Annotated in this window: 14 protein-coding genes; 9 read left to right on the top strand and 5 right to left on the bottom strand. The window is 61.1% G+C overall.

Annotation, left to right across the window (positions count from 1 at the left end):
• Positions 1-79: 79 nt before the first annotated feature.
• Both SJY12_RS01740 and SJY12_RS01735 read right to left on the bottom strand, forming a co-directional pair.
• The gene (locus SJY12_RS01740; RefSeq protein ID WP_397505797.1) at positions 80-3598 is read right to left on the bottom strand and encodes a class I SAM-dependent DNA methyltransferase; all 3519 of its coding nucleotides are present in this window, start codon (positions 3596-3598) and stop codon (positions 80-82) included.
• A gap of 380 nt (positions 3599-3978) precedes the next feature.
• Complete coding sequence (locus SJY12_RS01735) at positions 3979-5193, bottom strand: Shedu immune nuclease family protein (protein WP_397505796.1); 1215 nt, start codon at positions 5191-5193, stop codon at positions 3979-3981.
• Between the two features lie 122 nt (positions 5194-5315).
• Here SJY12_RS01735 and SJY12_RS01730 point away from each other — a divergent pair, with 122 nt between their 5' ends.
• The 7 genes from SJY12_RS01730 to SJY12_RS01700 all read left to right on the top strand — a co-directional run bounded on the left by SJY12_RS01730 (position 5316) and on the right by SJY12_RS01700 (position 15560).
• Positions 5316-6599 carry a hypothetical protein gene (locus SJY12_RS01730; RefSeq protein ID WP_397505795.1) on the top strand — a complete coding sequence of 428 codons (1284 nt, stop codon included), beginning with the start codon at positions 5316-5318 and terminating at the stop codon, positions 6597-6599.
• 39 nt (positions 6600-6638) lie between these two features.
• Complete coding sequence (locus SJY12_RS01725) at positions 6639-7397, top strand: hypothetical protein (protein ID WP_397505794.1); 759 nt, start codon at positions 6639-6641, stop codon at positions 7395-7397.
• Between the two features lie 668 nt (positions 7398-8065).
• Positions 8066-11566, top strand: coding sequence for a CHASE domain-containing protein (locus SJY12_RS01720; RefSeq protein ID WP_397505793.1), 3501 nt, complete (start codon positions 8066-8068; stop codon positions 11564-11566).
• 97 nt (positions 11567-11663) lie between these two features.
• Positions 11664-12026 carry a response regulator transcription factor gene (locus SJY12_RS01715; RefSeq protein ID WP_397505792.1) on the top strand — a complete coding sequence of 121 codons (363 nt, stop codon included), beginning with the start codon at positions 11664-11666 and terminating at the stop codon, positions 12024-12026.
• 44 nt (positions 12027-12070) lie between these two features.
• On the top strand, positions 12071-13162 hold the full coding sequence (locus SJY12_RS01710) for a tetratricopeptide repeat protein (RefSeq protein ID WP_397505791.1): 1092 nt from the start codon (positions 12071-12073) through the stop codon (positions 13160-13162).
• Complete coding sequence (locus SJY12_RS01705; RefSeq protein ID WP_397505790.1) at positions 13159-14136, top strand: HEAT repeat domain-containing protein; 978 nt, start codon at positions 13159-13161, stop codon at positions 14134-14136. Before SJY12_RS01710 ends, SJY12_RS01705 begins: the two co-directional genes overlap by 4 nt.
• Positions 14133-15560: a glycosyltransferase family 2 protein gene (locus tag SJY12_RS01700; RefSeq protein ID WP_397505789.1), complete on the top strand. Its 1428-nt coding sequence runs from the start codon at positions 14133-14135 to the stop codon at positions 15558-15560. Before SJY12_RS01705 ends, SJY12_RS01700 begins: the two co-directional genes overlap by 4 nt.
• 17 nt (positions 15561-15577) lie before the next feature.
• Here SJY12_RS01700 and SJY12_RS01695 read toward each other — a convergent pair whose 3' ends face one another.
• From SJY12_RS01695 to SJY12_RS01685, 3 genes are read right to left on the bottom strand one after another with little or no spacing between them, the layout of a single operon-like run.
• Entirely contained in the window at positions 15578-16309 is a 732-nt protein-coding gene (locus SJY12_RS01695; protein ID WP_397506624.1) for a glutaredoxin family protein, read from the bottom strand.
• A gap of 26 nt (positions 16310-16335) precedes the next feature.
• On the bottom strand, positions 16336-16815 hold the full coding sequence (locus SJY12_RS01690) for a DUF411 domain-containing protein (protein ID WP_230832747.1): 480 nt from the start codon (positions 16813-16815) through the stop codon (positions 16336-16338).
• 28 nt (positions 16816-16843) lie between these two features.
• Positions 16844-17116 carry a metal-sensitive transcriptional regulator gene (locus SJY12_RS01685; protein WP_063506732.1) on the bottom strand — a complete coding sequence of 91 codons (273 nt, stop codon included), beginning with the start codon at positions 17114-17116 and terminating at the stop codon, positions 16844-16846.
• A 74-nt stretch (positions 17117-17190) separates the two neighbouring features.
• Between SJY12_RS01685 and SJY12_RS01680 the strand changes: the two genes are divergently transcribed.
• Together SJY12_RS01680 and SJY12_RS01675 are read left to right on the top strand one after the other, a co-directional pair.
• Positions 17191-18897 carry a copper resistance system multicopper oxidase gene (locus SJY12_RS01680; protein ID WP_397505788.1) on the top strand — a complete coding sequence of 569 codons (1707 nt, stop codon included), beginning with the start codon at positions 17191-17193 and terminating at the stop codon, positions 18895-18897.
• Complete coding sequence (locus SJY12_RS01675) at positions 18894-19895, top strand: copper resistance protein B (RefSeq protein WP_397505787.1); 1002 nt, start codon at positions 18894-18896, stop codon at positions 19893-19895. Before SJY12_RS01680 ends, SJY12_RS01675 begins: the two co-directional genes overlap by 4 nt.
• The last annotated feature ends 9 nt before the right edge of the window (positions 19896-19904 follow it).

Below are 19904 nucleotides of genomic sequence, written 5' to 3'. Positions count from 1 at the left end.
TGGGATTCTAAGTGCCTTTTTAGGATGGTTTTCGAACTAGCCCAACTTGGGGGGTCAATGCTTGGCGATTTGGGCAGATTTAAGCCGCATACTTTCCCTCACCTGTCCGGCGCGCCAGCCCGACGCCTGCCAATGCGTCGAGGACAGGTCGAATAGTCGCGGCTCGCTTGCCTTTGAAGGCACGCGCGATGTCTTGTGCTGCAAGGGGCTCTGGCGAACTGGATAGGATGGACTGCACAGCGCCGATCTGGGCTGGCAGGTCCTTCGGCCAGACAATGATATTGTCGGGCAGCGGCGCCGCTGTCTCGCCCAGATCCAGCCTTTCATTGACGGGAGCCTGGTAGCCCGGATCCTGGAATTCGGGGCGAAGATAGCGGATCAGACCGCGCGATTCCTCGGCGGCGCGTTCGCGGTTGAGCGCGACGAGGCGAGTGAGGATTTCTTCCTCCGGCAGGTCCGCTGGCCAACCGTAGGCTTCGGCCACGGCGGCATCGATGGCATCGTGATGGCAGCGTATCAAAGTGACGAGACCGCGATCGTGAATATCGCGTTCGATGTCGGTCAGCGCGCGGCCGGAGCGCAAGGCTTCGATCACGTTGTAAAGCTTGGTTAGGGTCAAATCGTCGTGTTCGGCGAGCACGCGCTTGCGCAGCGCGTCGAGTGCTTCCGCCTCGGTTCGGACCGTATTTGCAAGCGGTTCGGGCACGTCGACCGGAAACGGGAATGGGTCGAAACATTGGCTCTTCGTATATCGCGGACGGTCCTCCAAAGTCCCTCCCATCGCACTAACCCACGCGAGGTGCGATCTGCTGGATAGCACACCGAGGTCGAACGCATCCGCAGAAGCTATTGCGACGATCATGTTGTCCGGAACGGTGGCGATCGGAAGGAATTGGAACACACGGTGCTTGGCCGTCTCTACGGTGGCAATATAGCGTTCGCACCCGCGCAGCGCCTTGCGAATCTCGCTGCGCTGCTCCCCGAACAACCACCAATTTTCCCGGTAGGATGCTCGGTTGTTCGTATCGCGGTGCGGCTTCACCTCATCATGAATATGTTGCCAGACAGCGGCGTGCCGTTCGCGCAGTTCCGCCTCGTTAAGGCCGTAGGTATCAATGACCATGACACCGCGCGGACGGGCCATGAGATCCTTGCCATTGCGATATTCGAAGATCACTTGTGGCTCGTTGCCGACACCCGAACGGATACGGGGTTTAACCTCATTGTCTCCGCGCGCGATATCGATTGACGACGGGTCGAGCCGCTCTGCTTGTTCTGGTGTGACGATGAAGCCGGAGCCCATCAACTGCACACCGCGCGATGCGATACGGACATTCGCCTTCAGCGCAGTTGTCTTGGTCACATCCGCTCCGACCCGCAGATCCGGACCGATGCGGCCCGTTTCTTCGGTGAAAAGAATGGTGTCGGGCGCACCGCTCTCGTCGCTTACCCTGCGCAGCAGGCCCTCACTCTGTTGGGTAGCCGGGACGCCAACGGTCATCGCGATGCGCACCGCAGCGCCATCCTTCTCGTCCACCCATGGGTGGTTGGGAATGGCATAGGCGATGGCGATGCCCTTCTTGGCGTCGAGGTGCTTTGCAGTGACTTTACGACTGAAAACCTGCGTGATGGAATTGGTGGTGACGAAGCCGAAACGGCGGGCACTGCTCGCGCGAATTGCGCTGGCCGCGCGGTCCCACCAGTGCATGACGAAGTCCGCGCTTTCGGGGACGTCGGACACCTTGAATAAGGCATCGAAATAGCCGTCACCGAGCCTCTCGCGGACATCCTTTCCGCCTATGAAGGGCGGGTTACCGACAATGAAATCGGCCTTGGGCCATTTGGCCGCTCTGGGATTGGGATAGAGCCAGCTTTCCACGCGCGCAGTCTCGTCCGGCACCGGCTTGCCAGTCACGGGATGGGCCTTCATCGTCTCGCCATCCCAGCGTGAAACCGGCCGGTTTTCCTCGTCCCGCTCAATCACTTTCTCGTCATATTCGATCAGCGCATCACGGTGTTCGATAGTGCGCAGGCCGGTGAGGATCGGCTCGTTCGGCATCCGCTCTTGTCCGTTCACACGGAAGTGCCATTGCAGGTAACCGATCCACAGGACGAGCTGCGCGATTTCGACCGCGCGCGGGTTTATCTCCAGCCCGAGGAAATTCTCGGGTGTTATGGTGTGGCCAGTAAGATCGGCGACATATTGCTTCTCGGCATCGCTAGAAGACAGCTCGTCCAGCAGATCCAGCACCTCGCCTTCCAGTTCCTTCATCCGCGCCATTGCAACGTAGAGGAAGTTGCCCGTGCCACACGCCGGGTCGAGGACTTTGGTGCCAGCCAGGCGGGTGTGAAATTGCTCCACCAACTGCCGTGCGGCATCTGTTTTCCCATCGTCGATCAGACTGGCGGCGGCCGTGCGAACGCCATCCCAGTCGCCCCTGAGCGGCTCCATGATCGTCGGCGCGATCAACCGTTCGACATAGGCGCGCGGGGTGTAATGCGCCCCGAGCTTGGCCCGTTCCTTTGGATTCAACGCCCGTTCCAGCAGCGTGCCGAAGATGGCCGGTTCAACCTCGGTCCATTTGTGCTCGGCTGCCTGTATCAGCACCTCCAACTCGTCCGCTTCGAGGTCGAGCGCGGTGCGATCCTTGAACAAATAGCCGTTGAACTTTTTGACCGGCACGCCCAGCGCAGGCGCAAACTCGCCCTTGTCCATCGCCCGCCATAGGGCCGACAACTGCGGGGCGAGATGTTCGGGATGCTGCCGCTGCGCCTTCAGCAGACCGGTAAAACTCTCCTCGGGGATCAGCTTGCTGTCCTCGGCGAACATGGTGAAAAGCAACCGCATAAGGAAACCGCTGACACGCTCGGGGTCGTGGTCGCGCGCCTCCAAGCGCTTCGCCACCTTGGCCAGCAAGTCCGCAATCTGACGGGTAACCCGCGCGGCCTTAGCGGCGGGATCGAGACCGAGCGGATCGGTCCAGATGCAGCGCAACCGCTCACGCACATCCGGATCGCGGAGGTCCTCCAGCATTACGCGATAGCGCGCCCGGTCTGGAAACTGGGTATATGCCCTGCCCGTGCCGGAGAAGTCAGCCCAAATGTCTAGACAATAGCCGACATCGGTGACGATCAGGAACGGGGGCCAGTCGTGGTCCACAGGGAGGGAGCGGGCATAACGTTCCGCCTGTCCCTTCGCCGCGATCATCGCGGCGGTCCATCCTCCAGTTCCTCGCCGCGCGGTGCCCCGCTTCATACGCCGAGCAGCGGACTGGCCGAACAGATCGAGGTCTTCCTCACCGGCTTCCGCCGCTCGCCGGTCAGCGTCAGAGCCCTGCTTGGCTTCGAGTATGAATGCCCCGCGTCTATAGCAATCTATCCGTCCGAAGCTGGTGGTTCCGTCACCGTTTTCGGCGAAGACCCGCCGCTCAAATACGTAATCGTTTTCGGTGTCATCGGCTTTGCTGCCGTCGGGCGTCGGCACTCCGATCAGGTCACACAGACCGTTGACGAAGCTCTGCGTATTAGCGAGCTCCGAACCGCCCGTATCACGCCAGGCGGCGATGAATTCTTCAACTTTGTCGGTGGCTTCCCCCATCGCTCCTTTCTGCCGTCAGGAAGCTGGAAACGCAAACTTCTTTGCGCGGAGAGTTACGACTGGCCGGCTTCAAACGGGCCATCTCCCGACAGACTGCTTTAGTGCGGCAGCGGTTGGAATCTGCTATTCGATTCATACCGCAATTACAGTCGTTCGTTTGCGCGGTTACCCACGCTCATGGATGCACATGTCGATGCTGCTGGCATTAAAGCGCTCGCCAACGAGCTAATCTGAACGGCCCTTAAGAAGCGTCGAAGCAATTATCGAATGCTGCGCTGAAAGGCCATCGCGCAGACAGGGCGGCTTTCTTTGCGTCCGCGAACCTGACGGCTGGCTTCTGGGGGCAGGGAAAGCTGATTGGTTGGGACTGATACCGTGGGTCAGAAAGGAATGTCGTCATCGTCCCATACGTCGGAGGGAATTTCTGCGGGGCTATGTTCGACAATGAACCGGGCGCGCTCAAGTAATTCGTCGAATGTGACGATTTCAGGTCGCGACGTGTTCCGCCGGTAAAGTTCGAACGAGCGGAACTTCGATACGTTCACCCCATGATCAGCATAAAACTCATCGAGCGAACCGATCACCAGAAAGGATCGAGGCTCGATATTGAACAGGTCTTCGCCGGTAGGGTCGCCGCCTTTGCGCGTAGGGGACATGCGTTGCCCAATCTTTTCAATTGCAGCCTGAACCGTCCCTTGGACCTGCGCGATGCCAGAAGCTAGTTCGACCGAAGGAGGCCAGACGCCAGACCTGTATTCGCTGTTCGCCAGAAGTTTAGTGTCATGCCGCTTGATCTCAACGAAACAGAGCGAGCCTATCAAGCCATGAGTTTTCATTAACCCGTCGGAACGCTTGCCGGGGCCGGTTACGTCGTAACCCTGCACAATTTGTTCCAGCTTTTGATCGTCAAGTGTGGAAAGAAATTGGTAGGCGAGGCCATACCCGAAAATCCACGTGTTCGCTTCGAAGAACGCTTGCCAGACGTCCTCCGGCCGACAATCAAAGCGCTGCTTTTCACTCTGAAAGAAGTCACTATCCAAAAGTAGTTTCTCGAAATACGCCAGTTGCTTGCGACGGTATCCCAATGCAACAACATCGCGTGTGACTTCTTCACTCTGCGCAAGTTCCAGAAATACATCAGGGTTTTTTGCAAATAGTTGCCGTGCCTGTCCTTCATCAAGGACAATTTCGCGTAAAACATCATCGGCTAGATGAACCTTGCCATCACCGTCGAGATTCATAGTTTTGATACCTGCCACAAATTGAAGCAGGGTATCAATTTCCGCGCCTACAAATGAGAAATGCTGCTTTTCCAACGGCCCCGACTTGTTGCTGAATCGTTGGATGGTGAGCGTCTTAATCCTCCTGTCATCAACGAAGAAGGTAGCCTTAATTTCATACCGTCCCGCAGGCGTTTGGCGAAGGACAACCTCGTCATTCACCTCCGCAAACTTTAGCCCCGGTTGGCCTTCAATGATATGTGAAGCAATCCGCAACTTCTCACCCGTCAGTTTATTGCTGAACGCTTTGCTGATGATGGTCTTGTCCGTTCGGCGGTCAAAGAACCATCTTTGCTCATCGTATTCGTCGGTCACGGGACCCCCCAAAGATCGATTTCTTATCCAATACCCTACCTGACCATGGTGCACAGGCCATTTTCCGCGATCACCCAGAAGGGGGTTCTTGCTCTGTTCCTTCATCGCGGTAAGATGGCAGGATGGCAAGGGCACCACAGCGAATAGTCGAGGCGGCATTGATCGAGCGAATTGGACCGATCACGGCCCAAGAGTTGCTTGCCATGTCTGACGATAGCTGGGGCCTAATCCGTGATCGCATTACTGATCACAGGAACGGCAAAGTCGGCCTCGTTGCCCGGTGCATGGCCTGCGATAGCCCGGTCTATATACCCACGTCGAAACTGCGTGGCGTCGCGCGTCCGCTCTTCCAGCATTATTCTGGCAGCGATCCGACTTGCCGCTGGTATCAAGGTCGCAACCTGACGCCTGACGATGCGCGGGCAGCACAATACCAAGGACGGCAGGAATCTAATTTTCACCGCCTAATGTGCGAGCAAGTCGCGGAACTCGTTGCACTCGACGAGAGGCATGTCAGGCACACCGTTGAACAGTATCTGCCGCCCACAGAAAACGAGCACGGTCGCTATCCTGACATCTATGTTGAATGGGAAGGCTACGGCTCCTTCGCCGTTGAATTCCAGATGTCCGGCACCTTCCAGACGGAAATATCTGGGCGGTGCAAGCACTACGAGCGCGAAGGCATCCCGCTGCTCTGGATATTGTTCGGGATCAATACCGCTGTCGAACTGCCGCAAAGCATGGTCGATGTAATCCGCCGTCATCGCGGTAACGCCTTCGTGCTCGATCGATCCGCGATTGCTGCATCACGTGAGCAGAAGACGCTCGTGTTGACTTGCTATCTGCGGAATGCTGGTGGTGGACTCGATCCAGCACAGCTTGTCCGCTTCGACGAACTGACCGTGCCGCGTTCAAAGGTGCCATACTACCAAGATCGGATCGTGGAGCCGCGCCTTGCTGCAATCAGGGAACTGCGTCGTCCTTGGTTTGACACGCTCAAGCAGTGGGATGATCGCTATTTTCCGATCCGCGACCTCGACCGTCCGCAGAGTCTCCTTGTCGCCGCCGCATTCTCCATCGTCGCAACAGCGGCGAACGGCAAAGTCATCAACTACGCGAGCAATCAAGGCAGCATATCCGCGCTGCTCAATACCTATCTGCATAACGGTGACTTTGCCTGTTACACCGACCTGCTGACGCGGCTGATAGAGAACACGGCGATCAGCAGTTCGCTCAAACCGTCTGTGTGGAAGCACATGCGACTGCACGGTGACGCTCATCAGGTCGATGAACATTCGACCGAATGGAAGCTGCTGCGCCAGTTGTTGCCAGAGGCGCTTGATCCCGAGGTGCGCGAGTTCCTTTTGCACCTGGACGCATTACCGGAGTGGGCCAGCGCGGAGTAAGCACTACCAATCGTGCAGAACGAACCTTACTGAAACCGCATGAGCCTCGACCAGAATCAACAGAAACAGCTTTTGGCCCTCAAGTCCGTTGTCCTCGATAAGTTCACCCCAGGGAATTGGACAGAACTCGGGATGCTGACGGGCTGTGTCGAAGAGGTCAGAAAGCATCCGCGCCTTATTCGCAGCCTTGGCTGGGGTGATCCAGACTACGAAGAACATGCTCTCAGTATGCTCTTGCTCATGGCTGGGCGTGATCCCGCCAACATGGCGATCATTGAGGATTACGTGCTGGGGAAAGGCGATGGCATTACGCTCCCGTCTTTAGACGGAGGGAAGAAGGTGCTTTTCAAGCCTAGCGTTTTCGAGGTGCCAGATGCCCCCGTGGACTCTTCCCTCGTGGCCGTGATGATGCCTTTCGACTCAGCATTCGTAGGGACTCATGCGGCTATCTCACGAGCCTGCACCGATGCCGGGATGAAGTGCCAGCGCGTCGATGATCTGTGGGAACACGCGACGGTGATCCAAGACGTGTTCTCGCTGATCTGGCGAGCCAGCATCGTCGTGTGCGATTTCAGCGGGCGGAATGCGAACGTGTTCTATGAGTGCGGGATCGCTCATACGCTGGGCAAGCCGGTCGTGCCGATCACGCAGCACAAGAGCGATGTGCCGTTCGATCTCCAACATCACCGCTATCTGCAATACCTCAACAATGTTGAAGGGCTGGCCCGCCTCCAGCAGGAATTGGCCAAGCGGTTGCGGACTCTGGCGGGAACGAGTCATTCGTTCGGCTTCGGCTGACCACCTGGAAAATACCTACGACGAAAATCGACCCAGCAATTCACTGAGTCGTCATTGCCTATTTTTCATCGGAAAGATGTGGGGTGCGGCAAGGATTTAACTTGCGGCTGAACTCGTATGAAGAGTGACTTCGGTCACTCTCGTGCGAATGGCCGCTTTGGAGAAGAAATGGATATGGCTGCCATAACCGAAATTGGGACGCAAAGCTAACAATGTGAGATCGATTTCTGGACGGGCCAAATCAGACCGCAAATCGCTTCTCGCACTGTGCCACAAATTGTGCCACAGATTGTGCCACACGCTTCAACCGGAAGCGTCGAAATGGCTGTTTTCTGGGCTTCTTCAGAAGCGGTCGAGAAAAGGTCGGGAATCCTCTCTCCCCGACCAATTTTCGTCGTCTTCGCCATACGGCCGAACAGGATCCTGCCTGTTCGAGACGATAAGCCGGGCCGGCGTGCGATGCGGCGCCGAGACATGGCCGAGCGGTGGCGATTGGCGATATCGCCAGCCTACTTCGGCCCGGATCTAAGCCATTGCTTCCATAGCGAACTTTAGGCGGGCGATGCGGGTTGCTCCGCAATGTGCGCTAGACGTTGGTTTCGAGGTTATTAACCTTGCGTCACCCATGCGGATGCAGCGCCGCCCCCCATCGTTTCAACAGGTACAATATGTCGCAACGTCACAAGGCCGGGGGTTCTGCGAACCTTGACAAGGTTCTCCAGCCACGAAATCTGCGTGACATCGGCTTGCTGGCGATCTGCTATTTCGTCGCGGGCTATATCGGCCTCTCACTGGCGGTGCCGCCGGGCTATGCGACGATCATCTGGCCCGCATCAGGCGTGGCGCTGTGTGCCCTGCTGCTGCGCGGCCCGGTTATCTGGCCCGGCATCTGGCTGGGGTCCTTCGCACTCAACGTCATGAACGGGTTCGACCGGGCCAATTTCGACAGTGCCGTGCCGATCATTGCCATCGCCGCGGTGGTCGCCGTCGCTGCAAGCATCCAGGCACTGGTGGGTCTGCGCCTGGCCCAGCGCTTCTCCGATAGTATCGAGCTTTCGCGTATGCGCCGGATGTGCATGGCGGTCTTGCTGGTGATCGTCCTGCCCTGTCTCATCGCCCCCACGATCGGGACGGGTATGCTTTTTGCGGCCGGCGCGATCGGTCCCGACATGGTGCTGGAGAACTGGCGTACCTGGTATATCGGCGATTTCTTCGGCGTGCTGCTGATCATCCCGATCCTCCTGCTGTCGCATCGCTCGCCGGTCGAAGTGCGGTGGCACGACCGCTCGCTGCAAGGCGCAAGCTCGCTGGTGGCGATCAGCCTGGTGACGACACTGCTGCTGACATTCTACGCATGGCAGTTCATCTCGGAGCGGGAATACGGGCAGGCCGAAGCCAATTTCGTGGCGATCGCAGACGAGACCGACAATGCGCTGCGGTACCGCCTTCAGATATACCAGCGTGCGCTAGAAGCCGGCGCAGCGTTCGTCGCCGTCAATGAAAGCGTGTCCCCGGCCGAGTGGCGCGAATATGTTGCCCAGCTCGACATGACCCGCGCCTATCCGGGCATGCGCGGCTTCGGCACGTTCGAATTTGTGTCCGCAGACGACCTGCCCGCCTTCCGCGACAATTTCATTCGCGAGTTCGGCGATCGCTTCGAAATCCATCCCGAAGTGATGCGCGACGAGCATTATGTCATCAACCGGATCGAGCCGCTGGAAAGCAACCTCGCCGCTCTCGGCCTCAACCTCGCGTTCGAGGAAGGGCGCCGCGACGCGATCGCGCTATCGAGGACATCCGAGGAACCGGTGCTCACTCGCCCGGTCGTGCTGGTGCAGGACGCAAAGCAGGGCGCGGGCTTCCTCCTGATGCGGCCAGTTTTCGACCGCGCCGGCGAACCGACCGGCAAATGGGTCTACGCCCCAGTCGTGGCGGAAGAGCTGGTCTCGGCGCTGACGCCCGGACAGGGCGATCAATTCGCGCTCGAGGTTTTCCACGGCGACGAGCCTGCCGCCGACGCTCTGCTGTTTTCGACCACGGCGAAGAATGCGGCGGCGAGATTTGTCGTGACGCGGACGGTCGAACTGGCAGGCCAGCCGATTTCACTGCGCTGGAGCAGCCTGACGCCCTTCGAACAGCGCAATTCGTCGAGCGCGCCGGCCTTGGTGCTGGGAAGCGGCATCCTGATCACGATCCTGCTGGGCCTGCTGCTCACGATATTCCTGCGCCGGGAAAGCGATGTCGTGCGCAAGGTCGAGGAAGCGACCGCCGAACTGGCAGAGCGCAACCGCATGCTCGAGATGGCCGAGGCAACCGCACATATCGGCCACTGGCACTTCGACCTGGTCAATGAGGATATTCGTTGGTCGGACGAAGTGTTCCGGCTGCACGGACTGGCGCCCGAGGAAGCACCGCCGCTCGACCGGGCGTTCGAATTCTACCACCCGGAAGATCGTCTGCGGGTCGAGGATACACTCGACCAGGCAATCGCGAGCGGCGAATCGTGCAGGTTCAAGGCGCGTATCCTGACCGCCGATGGCCAGACCAGGCATGTCGAGGTGATCGGCCGGGTCGACACTTGCGAAGGAGGCGAAGCCAGCGCCCTGTTCGGCGTGATGATCGACCGTACGCCCGAGACCCTGATGCGCGAACGCCTTACCGAGACGCTGGAAGAAGCCCGGGCGGCCGACAAGGCCAAGACCAGCTTTCTGGCCAATATGAGCCATGAAATCCGCACCCCGATGAACGGTGTGATCGGATTCACCGAGCTGGCGCTGAGCGAGGAAAAGGAACCGGCCCAGAAGCGGCGCCTGCAGATCATCGCGGATTCGGGCAACGCCATGCTCCGCCTGCTGAACGACCTGCTGGATTTTGCCAAGATCGAGGCCAAGCAGATGGCCATCGTCAGCGAGCCGACCGATCTGCGGCATACGCTGAGAAGCTGCCAGAGATTGATGGAACCGGTCGCGCAATCGCAGGACCTGAAACTGAAACTCGACATCGATCCGGCGCTTCCGCCAATGGTTCTCGTCGACAAGATGCGCTTCCGCCAGATCGTGCTGAACCTTGTCGGCAATGCGCTGAAATTCACGATGGAAGGCGAAGTCACGATCGCGGCATCGGTGGCCAGGCGCGCGTCCGAGCCGGGAGACAATATCGAGGTTACGGTGCGCGATACGGGCATCGGCATCGCTGCCGACCGGCTCGAAAGCATCTTCGAGAAATTCACCCAGGCCGACGATACGACGGCGAGACGCTTCGGCGGGACCGGCCTTGGTCTGCCGATCAGTGCGGAACTCGCCGAACTCATGGGCGGCGACTTGCGCGCCGAGAGCGAGCCGGGCGTGGGTTCTGCCTTCATCCTGTCGATCCCGCTCGAAGCCAGCGCCGCGCAGGTGGCGCAGCAGGCTGCGGAAGCGCCGTCCGGCGATTGCGGGCATGACGTGACGCTGCGTGTGCTGGTGGCCGAGGACAATCCGGTGAACCAGGAACTGACCATGGCGATGGTCGACAAGTCCGGACACGAATGCGAACTTGCACAGGATGGCCGCGAGGCGGTCGAGGCCGTGCTCAACGCCAAGCGCAACGGGAGCCCCTACGATCTGGTCCTGATGGATATGCAAATGCCCGAGATGGACGGGCTGGAAGCCACCAGGGCGATCCGCGCGGCGGGTTTCGATGGCGACACCCTGCCCATTATCGCGGTCACGGCCAATGCCTATGCCGACGACATCCAGCGTTGCAAGGCGGCCGGAATGCAGGCGCACCTCGCCAAGCCGCTGCGCCTGAAAGACCTGTGCGCCGCAATCGCGCACTGGTCGTCGCGTGTGGTAATCGAGCCGCGCAGCGAAGAAAACGCGATCGAAGAGGAAACCGATCCACGTTTGCGCATTATGTTCGATGAACGAAAGACCGCTGCGCTCGATGCGCTGGCTGCAGCGCTTGGCGAAAACGAAATTACCGAAGATCGGAAGAAGGAGGTAGCCAGCCTGTTGCACCAGATAGCCGGGGTCGCCGGTTATTTCGGACAAGCAGCGCTTGGCGAAACATGCCGTGAGTATGAACGGAAGATCCTCGCATCCCGGACCGATCGGGACAGCCGCGAACTGATGGAAACCATTCGCGGGCAGATATCGACGGTCGCGGCTGGCGCTTCGGCGGAAAGCTGAGCACTGCGAGGTTCTACGCATGGCCCGCCGCGGGAAACATGCCTTAGAATTGCCTTAATAATCATTCCTTATCCAATGAACGAGCCTGGAGCGATAGATGGCCGAAATACTGATTGCCGATGACGACCCCATTCTTGTCGAAATACTGAAGTTTCGGCTCGAGGGTGCGGGCCATTCGGTATCGGTCGCCAAGGACGGCGAGGAGGCATTGGCGATGGTGCAGTCCGGCGCGCCGCAGCTGATCGTGCTTGATTCCATGATGCCGATCCTCTCCGGTCCGGAGGTCCTTGCCCAGCTCAAATCCGACGAAGCGCTGCGCGACATTCCGGTGGTCATGCTCACCGCGCGCGACAGCGAGGCCGATATCGTCGCCGGGTTGAAAGGCGGCGCTGCCGAGTATCTGACCAAACCGTTCATCCCGCAGGAACTGCTCGTCCGCATCGAAGGCCTGCTCGGGTAATCCCTGTGGCCGGGGCCCGTATCCTTGTTGCCGCATCGGCCCTCATGGCGGCGCCGCTCGCCGCACAGCAACCGCTCGAAACGCGCAGCGAACAGGTGGAAGCCGCCGAGGCTGCGCGTTCCGCGAGCGACTTTGCGGAAGCACGGCGATTACTGCGCAGCCTGCTTGCCAACGCACCCGGCGATGCCGACCTGCTTCGCCGCCTCGCCATGACCGAGGCGGGCGATGGCAATCTGGACGAGGCTCTGGCGCTGGTCGAGCAGGCTTCCCAGCGCGCGCCTGCCGACCTCGATGTCGCGTTGGCGCGCGCCTATATCCTTTACTGGAACGGGCAGTACGACGCGGCCGAACAGGCCGTGGCCGGTATCGCCGCGCGTGCGCCCGACTATCCCGACCTCGCCCCGCTACAGGCGAACCTGCAGCGCCAGCGCGATGCAGGCGGCATTCGCTTGCGCGTGCTGTCGGCGTCCGCGAGCGTTTCCGATATCGCATTCGACAATCGCGGCAGCCAGACCTGGACCAGCCAGAATGTGGCCGTCGCGTTTGACGTGTCACAACGCTCCTCGATCACGCTCGCCCTCGCCCGGGAGGATCGCAATACCAAGGACACCCGTCTGTCGGCGCGCATCAACCGGCGGATCGGCACCGGTTTCTTGTATATCGCGGCCAGCATCGTTCCCGATGCCGACTTCCAGGAACGCTGGAGCCTTGCCGCGGGCGGCGAGGACCGGATTTCAGAACGCCTCACGGCCATTCTCGATACGCGTATCGCCGAATATGAAACGGGAACTATCCTCGCGCTGCAGCCGGGCCTGCGGTTCGACCTGGACGATGATTTCTCGCTGACTGCACGCGCGATCAATATCTTCGGAGGCGGCGACAGCTATCGGTTGGGTGGTTCCGCGCGGCTCGACTACCGCGCCGACAGCGGTCTGGCCCTGTTTGCGATCGCTGCGAGCTATCCCGATGTCGAGGCCGACGGCGTCAGACAGTTGCGCAGCGGTGCGCTTGGCGTGGCCGTTCCGCTGTCCGACCGCTTCACCCTGTCGGGCGCGACGAGCTACGAAGACCGCGAGAACAGCTATCGCCGCCTGTCCGGGACCCTGGCTTTGTCATACAGGTTCGGCACGCCATGATCGGGTACGGCCAGGTGGTGACCGGGACGGTGTTCCTTGCGGCGGCGATCGTGGTGGTATTCCTCATCCTCGTACTGCGTCGCTTCCTTTCAGAACGCTCGAAGGCGCAGCGCGATGAGCGCGATGCCGCCATTACTCGCAATTACCTCCACCGCGTGGCCGGGCACAGGGTAGACGATAGCGCGAAGTGGAGCCGCAGCGTGAGGCTCGCAGCGGTAACCCGCATCCTGCCGCTGCTGAAGGGCGGCGAAAGAGCGCGTCTGCTGCAGATCGCCGAACTCGACGGAGTGCTGGCCGAAACGCTGCGGCGCTCGCACAGCATGTTTGCAGCCGAACGGATTTCCGCCATCCATTTTCTCCAGCGGTTCGGAAGCGAGGTCTGCGTGGCCCGCTTGCGCCAGCTCATGGCGAATGATTCCCAATTCCGCGTGCAGCTAGAAGCGGCATTCGCGCTGGCCGCGAACAACGCGCTGCCGCCGCCTCGGGAGAGCCTGCGCATCCTGAATGCGCTTTCCCGGCAACCGACACGGCTCGATGTCGCGCTGCTGCGCGCGACGGCCCCGCTCTACCCCGCGCAGATGGTCCTTCTCCTCGAAGACGACTTGCCGAGCGAATGGCGCGCGCAGATCATCGACGCGATTGGCTGGTCGGGCGACATGGGGACCATCGACCTGCTCGAGCGTGCCGCAGCAGATCCCGACCCCGAAATTCGCCGGGCGGCGCTGCGCGCCTCCGCCAAGCTCGGCCATCCGGCGGCCGAACGCTGGATCCTGCCCGCGCTGAACGATCCGATCACATCGGTGCGTCTGCAGGCGATCGCGGCGAGCGTTTCGCTTGGCCTGCGCAGCGCCCTTCCCGTTCTGACGACGATGCGGAGCGATGAAGAACTCTGGATACGCTTGCGCGTCGAAGAGGCGTTCGAAAGGCTCGCGCCCGATCAGAACGCGGCTTTGCCGAAGGATGATGCCCGATGAGTTGGGAACAGTTTCAGATACTGGCGGCGAACGGAGTTATGTGGGTCGCCTTCGCATGTTTCATCATCGTTGCACTGCGCAACGGGATCAGCCTCATCCAGTTGTTGGTCGCGGCATGGGTCTTCGTGACCCGGGTCCGGCCGAGCGAAGGCGCCCGCGATTTGTGGCACCGCTATGCCGATCTCGCGCTGCCGATCACCGTCATCGCGCCTGCATTCAACGAAGAATTGTCGATCGTGCAGAGCACAAGGGCGCTGCTCGCGCTCGAATATCCCGAACACGAAATTATCATTGTCAACGACGGGTCAAAGGACTCCACACTGGACGTGCTGATTGAAGCGTTCGAAATGGAGGAGACCGAGCGCACGCAAATCGCCGCGCTGCAGGTAACCGAAGTCTACCGGACCTTCCATTCGCGGCGCTACCCGAACCTGCTCGTGGTGGACAAGGAGAACGGCCGCAGGGCCGATGCCGCAAACGCCGGGCTCGGCTTTGCGCGCACACCGCTGGTGTGCATCATCGATGCCGATTCGATCATCGAACCCGACGGGCTGCTGCGCGCAGCCGAGCCCTTCATGTATGACGACGGGAGGCTGGTCGCGGTCGGCGGGGCCATCCGCATAGCCAATGGCTGCACCATTCGCGGCGGTTCGCTGCAGAAGATCGGCATCGCCGACACCATGGTCCCCCGCTTCCAGGTAGTGGAATATCTGCGCGCCTTTCTGATGAACCGCGTCGCCAATGCGCATATGAACACGCTGATGCTCATCTCGGGCGCGTTCGGCGTATTCCGCCGGTCCACGCTCGTCGAAATGGGGGGGTATTATCACGATACCGTGGGCGAGGACCTCGAACTGGTGGTCCGCATGCACCGCCACCTGCGCGATCACAAGCGCGACTACCGGATCGACTTCGTGCCCGATATCGTCTGCTGGACCGAAGCACCCGCTGAACTCGACGGCCTCGACAACCAGCGGGCCCGCTGGCAGCAGGGCGCGCTGGAAACACTGCAGCGCCATCGCGGGATGATCCTCAACCCGCGTTATGGCCGCATCGGCCTGCTTGCCATGCCGCAAATCGTACTCGAAGACGTTCTCGGTCCGCCGGCCGAATTGCTCGGCTATCTCGTCCTGCCCGCCGCTGCGCTGCTCGGCCTGCTCGATCCGATGATGGCCGTGGCCTTTTTCTTCGTATCGGTCGTTTTCGGCTGCGTGCTCAGCCTTGGGACGCTGGCGCTGGAAGAACAACAGCTGCGGCGGACGCCGAGCGCGAAGGACCTGTTACGGCTGGGCGCCGCTGCGGTCCTCGAAAATTTCGGCTACCGCCAGATCAACATCTTATACCGCCTGGCCGGCTTCGGCCGCTACTTCCGCAACGACACGTCCTGGGCGGCGGTGCCCCGCGTTGGGCTGGGCAATAACTGAGCCTGATCGCCTGGCGATTACCCCGCGACAAAGCCCAGCGCCTTGGCCCCCATCCACAGGCCCATGCCGATCATGAACAGGTTCTCGGTCAGCGAAACGAACCCAAGCGGGACATTGCTGTTGCCGCCCACGCAGGCGCATTTGAGTTCGCGCTTGTCGACATAGACCGCCTTGAACACGCTCACTGCGCCGACGGTACCGATGAAGAGCGCCACGGGGACCGAGATGATCGGCAACACATGCGCCACCATCAGGATACCTGCGAGTGCTTCTCCAAACGGATAGATATATCCGTAGCGGACCCACCGGCGTGCAAGCAGGTCGTAATTCAGGAACATGGTCGAAAAGCTGCGCAGATCCTGTAGCTTCTGAATGGCGAGCAGCGCCATCGAAAGGCTGACGAACCATTCCGCCGCCTGCACGGTGAAAACCGTTTCGAAGACATACCAGCTGATCGCCAAGGCGAGCATAAAAGCGACGCCGAATATGGCGAGAACCGGCTGGTAGCTTGTCTCGCCCTCTTTGGGCTGGCTGCGGGACTTGCCCAGATATTCGCGCAGGTCGTCGTAGCCACCGATCCGCTGCCCATCGATAAAGGTCTGCGGCGTGGTCGCGACATCGTGCTCGGTCTTGAAGGCATCGGTTTGGGCGCGCGTCTCGAGATGGTGGTCCTCGACCGCGAAGCCCTCGCGCTTCAGCAGGTCGACCGTCTTCAGGCCATAGGGGCACAGATGGCCCGGCATCACCATCCGGTAGACTGTCGCGGTCTTAGTGTTCACGAGGCGCCGCCCGGATAGCTGGACCAGACCTTGCGGCCATCAGGCCCGAAAGCGATGACCTGATAGGCCTGCCGGTGATCGCCATGTTCCATACCCGGCGATCCGACGGGCATGCCTGCGACCGCGAGCCCGGCAACGCCCTCGGGGCGTTCCGCCAGCAGGCGTTCGATATCGGCGACGGGCACGTGCCCTTCGATCACATAGCCATCGACGACAGCGGTATGGCACGAAAGCAGATCCGCGGGCACGCCGTGTGCGGCTTTCACCGCTGCCATATCGGCATGATTGACCGCCTCGACATCGTGTACCCCGCCGCGCTCTACATGCCCGGCCCAGGCGAGGCAGCAGCCGCAATTGGCATCGCGGTACATGGTCAGGCTGGCCGCCTGGGCAGCGCAGGCGGTCAATGCCGCCCCCAGAGCGAGCGAACCCGCCAGCGTCCGGCGAGAAAGCGCCGATCCGAGCGATGAAATCATGTGTGTTCTCCTTGGTCTCGAACCGCGCTCACCGTTTCGCCTTTTCGAACAGCGTCACCAGTTCCTCGAACTTTTCGCGCTGGTCGTCGGCATTGCCGCTGGCGATGGCCTCGGCGACGCAGCAGGCGGCGTGATCCTTCAGGACCTGCGTTTCCACCTTTGCCAGCGCGGACTTGATCGCCTGGATTTGGTGCAGGATGTCGATGCAATAGCGATCGTCCTCGACCATCTGGGCGACGCCGCGAACCTGACCCGCAATGCGGTTGAGCCGGTTGATCCCTGCCTTTTTCGCTTCGGCCATTCCGTCGTCCTGTCAAAATACCCTATGGGGGTATATATCGGTTCGACCGCAGGTTCAATTGGAAGCAGTTTCGCATGTCCACTCTTTCCCGCCGCCACCTCATCAAGAGCACCGCCGCGCTTGCCGCCGCCAGCGCGCTGCCCCTGCCAGCGTGGGCGAAAGGACAGTCGCTTTCCCACGCCAAGAAAGGGTTCGGCGAGGTTTCCGGGGAGGATATCGAGCTTGCCATCGGCAATCACCATTTCGCCACCGGCAACCGCTCGGGACATGCCGTGGCGGTAAACGGGACGATTCCCGGGCCGCTGGTGCGGTTGCGCGAAGGCCAGCAAGCGCGGCTCCACGTCACCAACACGCTCGCCGAGGACAGCTCGATCCACTGGCACGGCCTGCTCGTCCCGTTCCAGTTCGACGGTGTTCCGGGGGTGAGCTTTCCCGGTATCCGTCCCGGCGAACGGTTCACCTACGACTTCCCGATCCGCCAGGGCGGCACCTATTGGTGGCATTCGCACTCGGGATTGCAGGAACAGGCCGGTCACTATGGTCCGATCATCGTCGAAAGTGCCGACCCCGATCCGCGCTACGACCGCGATTACGTAGTGCTGCTCAGCGAATTCACGCCGCTCCATCCGCATGACATCATGCGCAAGCTGAAGGTCGGCGAACACTATTTCCAGCGCGACATGCTGACTGCAAGCGAAGGCACCATGCCCGGCGCCATGCGCCGCATGTGGGGCAAGATGCGGATGAACCCGCGCGATATCTCCGACGTGACAGGCAGCACCTATACCTTCCTCATCAATGGCCACGGGCCGCAGGACGATCTGCAGTTCGCGTTCGTTCCGGGCGAGCGCGTGCGCCTACGGGTCATCAACGGGTCGGCCATGACCTTCTTCAATCTGCGTATTCCCGGCGTTCCGATGACGGTGATCCAGGCCGACGGCCAGGACGTGGACGAAGTCGAAGTCGATGAATTCCAGATCGGTGTGGCCGAGACATACGACGTCATCGTCAGTCCGCCCGCCGGCAGCCATGCCATCGTTGCCGAGGCTATGGACCGCAGCGGTATGGGCATCGCCAGCCTGACCAGTCACAAGGGGCATATCGCCACCCCGCCCCCCCTGCGCCAGATCCCCACGCTGACCATGGCGGACATGGGGATGATGGACCATTCCGCGCATTCCGGAAGCGGAATGGCGAGCATGGAGGGCATGGACCATTCGATGCGCGACACATCGGCGTTGCCCGCCGATGTCGAAGCGGGGCCCGGCGTGGACATGGTCGCCCCCATGCCGATGGACCGGATGGACTTCCCCGGGCTCGGGCTGGATACGGTCAGCCACCGCGTGCTGCGCTACACCGATCTCAGGGCCCGCCGGATGAACCCCCACCGCGAAATCGACCGCGAAATGGAAATCCATCTTACCGGCAATATGGAACGCTACATGTGGTCGTTCGACGGCCGGAAGTTCACCGCGGTCACCGACGATCCGATCCGTTTCGGCTATGATGAACGGGTTCGCGTGAAGCTGGTCAACCAGACGATGATGGCGCACCCGATCCACTTGCACGGGCACTTTTTTGAACTCGTCAACGGTGCTGACCACATGCACCAGCCGCTCAAGCATACCGTTGTGGTGCAACCCGGCGGAACCGCCACGTTCGACCTCACCGCCAACGAACCGGGCGACTGGGCCTTTCACTGCCACCTTCTCTACCACATGCATGCGGGCATGATGCAGGTGGTGACCGTGCGGCCGTTCCCCGAAGGAGCGGAAGCATGAGGCGCGCCGCACTGCTAGCCGGGGCCATGCTGATGGCCGCGCCGCTCGCCGCGCAGGACCATGCGGAGCACGGGAAAAACGCCGGGACGCAGCCGCAAATGGACCACTGCGCGATGGGACACCTGCCGCCCGAACAGTGTCCACCGAAAGAAGGCGACCCGCCGGCGGAGACCATGGACGACCCGATGGCGGGGATGGATCATGGCGCGCACCGGGGCATGGCGGAAAAGTCGGCTCCCGGCGCGGCGCCCGAAGATGCCTTGCCTCGGCGTGCGCTCGAAGGGCCGCAGCATGCCGCCGACGCGATCTGGGGCAGCGCGGCCATGGCGCCCGCCCGCCGCCAGCTCGCGCGCGAGAACGGCGGCATGGTCACGGGCAAAATCTTCGTCGAACGGCTCGAAGCCCGGCTTGCGACCGATGGCGCGGAGGACGGCTATGTCTGGGATGCCCAGGCCTGGTATGGCGGCGACATCAATCGCTTCGTGCTCAAGACCGAAGGCGAAGGCGAGATCGGCGGCGCGCTGGAGGATGCGGAGATCCAGGCGCTCTACAGCCGCGCTATCGGCCCCTTCTTCGATCTGCAAGCGGGCGTCCGCTTCGATCCCGAACCCGACGCGCGCACGCATTTGGTGGTCGGCGTGGCGGGTCTTGCGCCCTACATGTTCCATGTCGACGGAGCGCTGTTCCTGTCCGACCGGGGCAAGCTGACTGCGCGGATCGAGGCCGAATACGACCAGAAAATCACGCAGCGGCTCATTCTTCAGCCCCGTATCGAGGCCGAGTTCGCCGCGCAGGACATTCCTGCACGCGAGATCGGTGCAGGGATCACCAAGATCGAACCCGGGCTCAGGCTACGCTACGAGATCGTTCCCGAATTCGCACCCTACATCGGTCTCGAATATGAAGCGAAAACGGGCGAAACCGCCGACATCGCGCGCCTTGCGGGGGAAGACCCCGATGGCCTGAAAATAGCGCTTGGTTTGCGCGCCTGGTTCTAGGCGCGCAAA

The sequence above is a fragment of the Qipengyuania sp. R86523 genome (genome assembly GCF_044596365.1).
GTDB classification, from domain to species: domain Bacteria; phylum Pseudomonadota; class Alphaproteobacteria; order Sphingomonadales; family Sphingomonadaceae; genus Qipengyuania; species Qipengyuania citrea.
The sequence above is the reverse complement of the archived record's forward strand: the minus strand, read 5'-3'. Positions and strand labels throughout refer to the sequence as shown.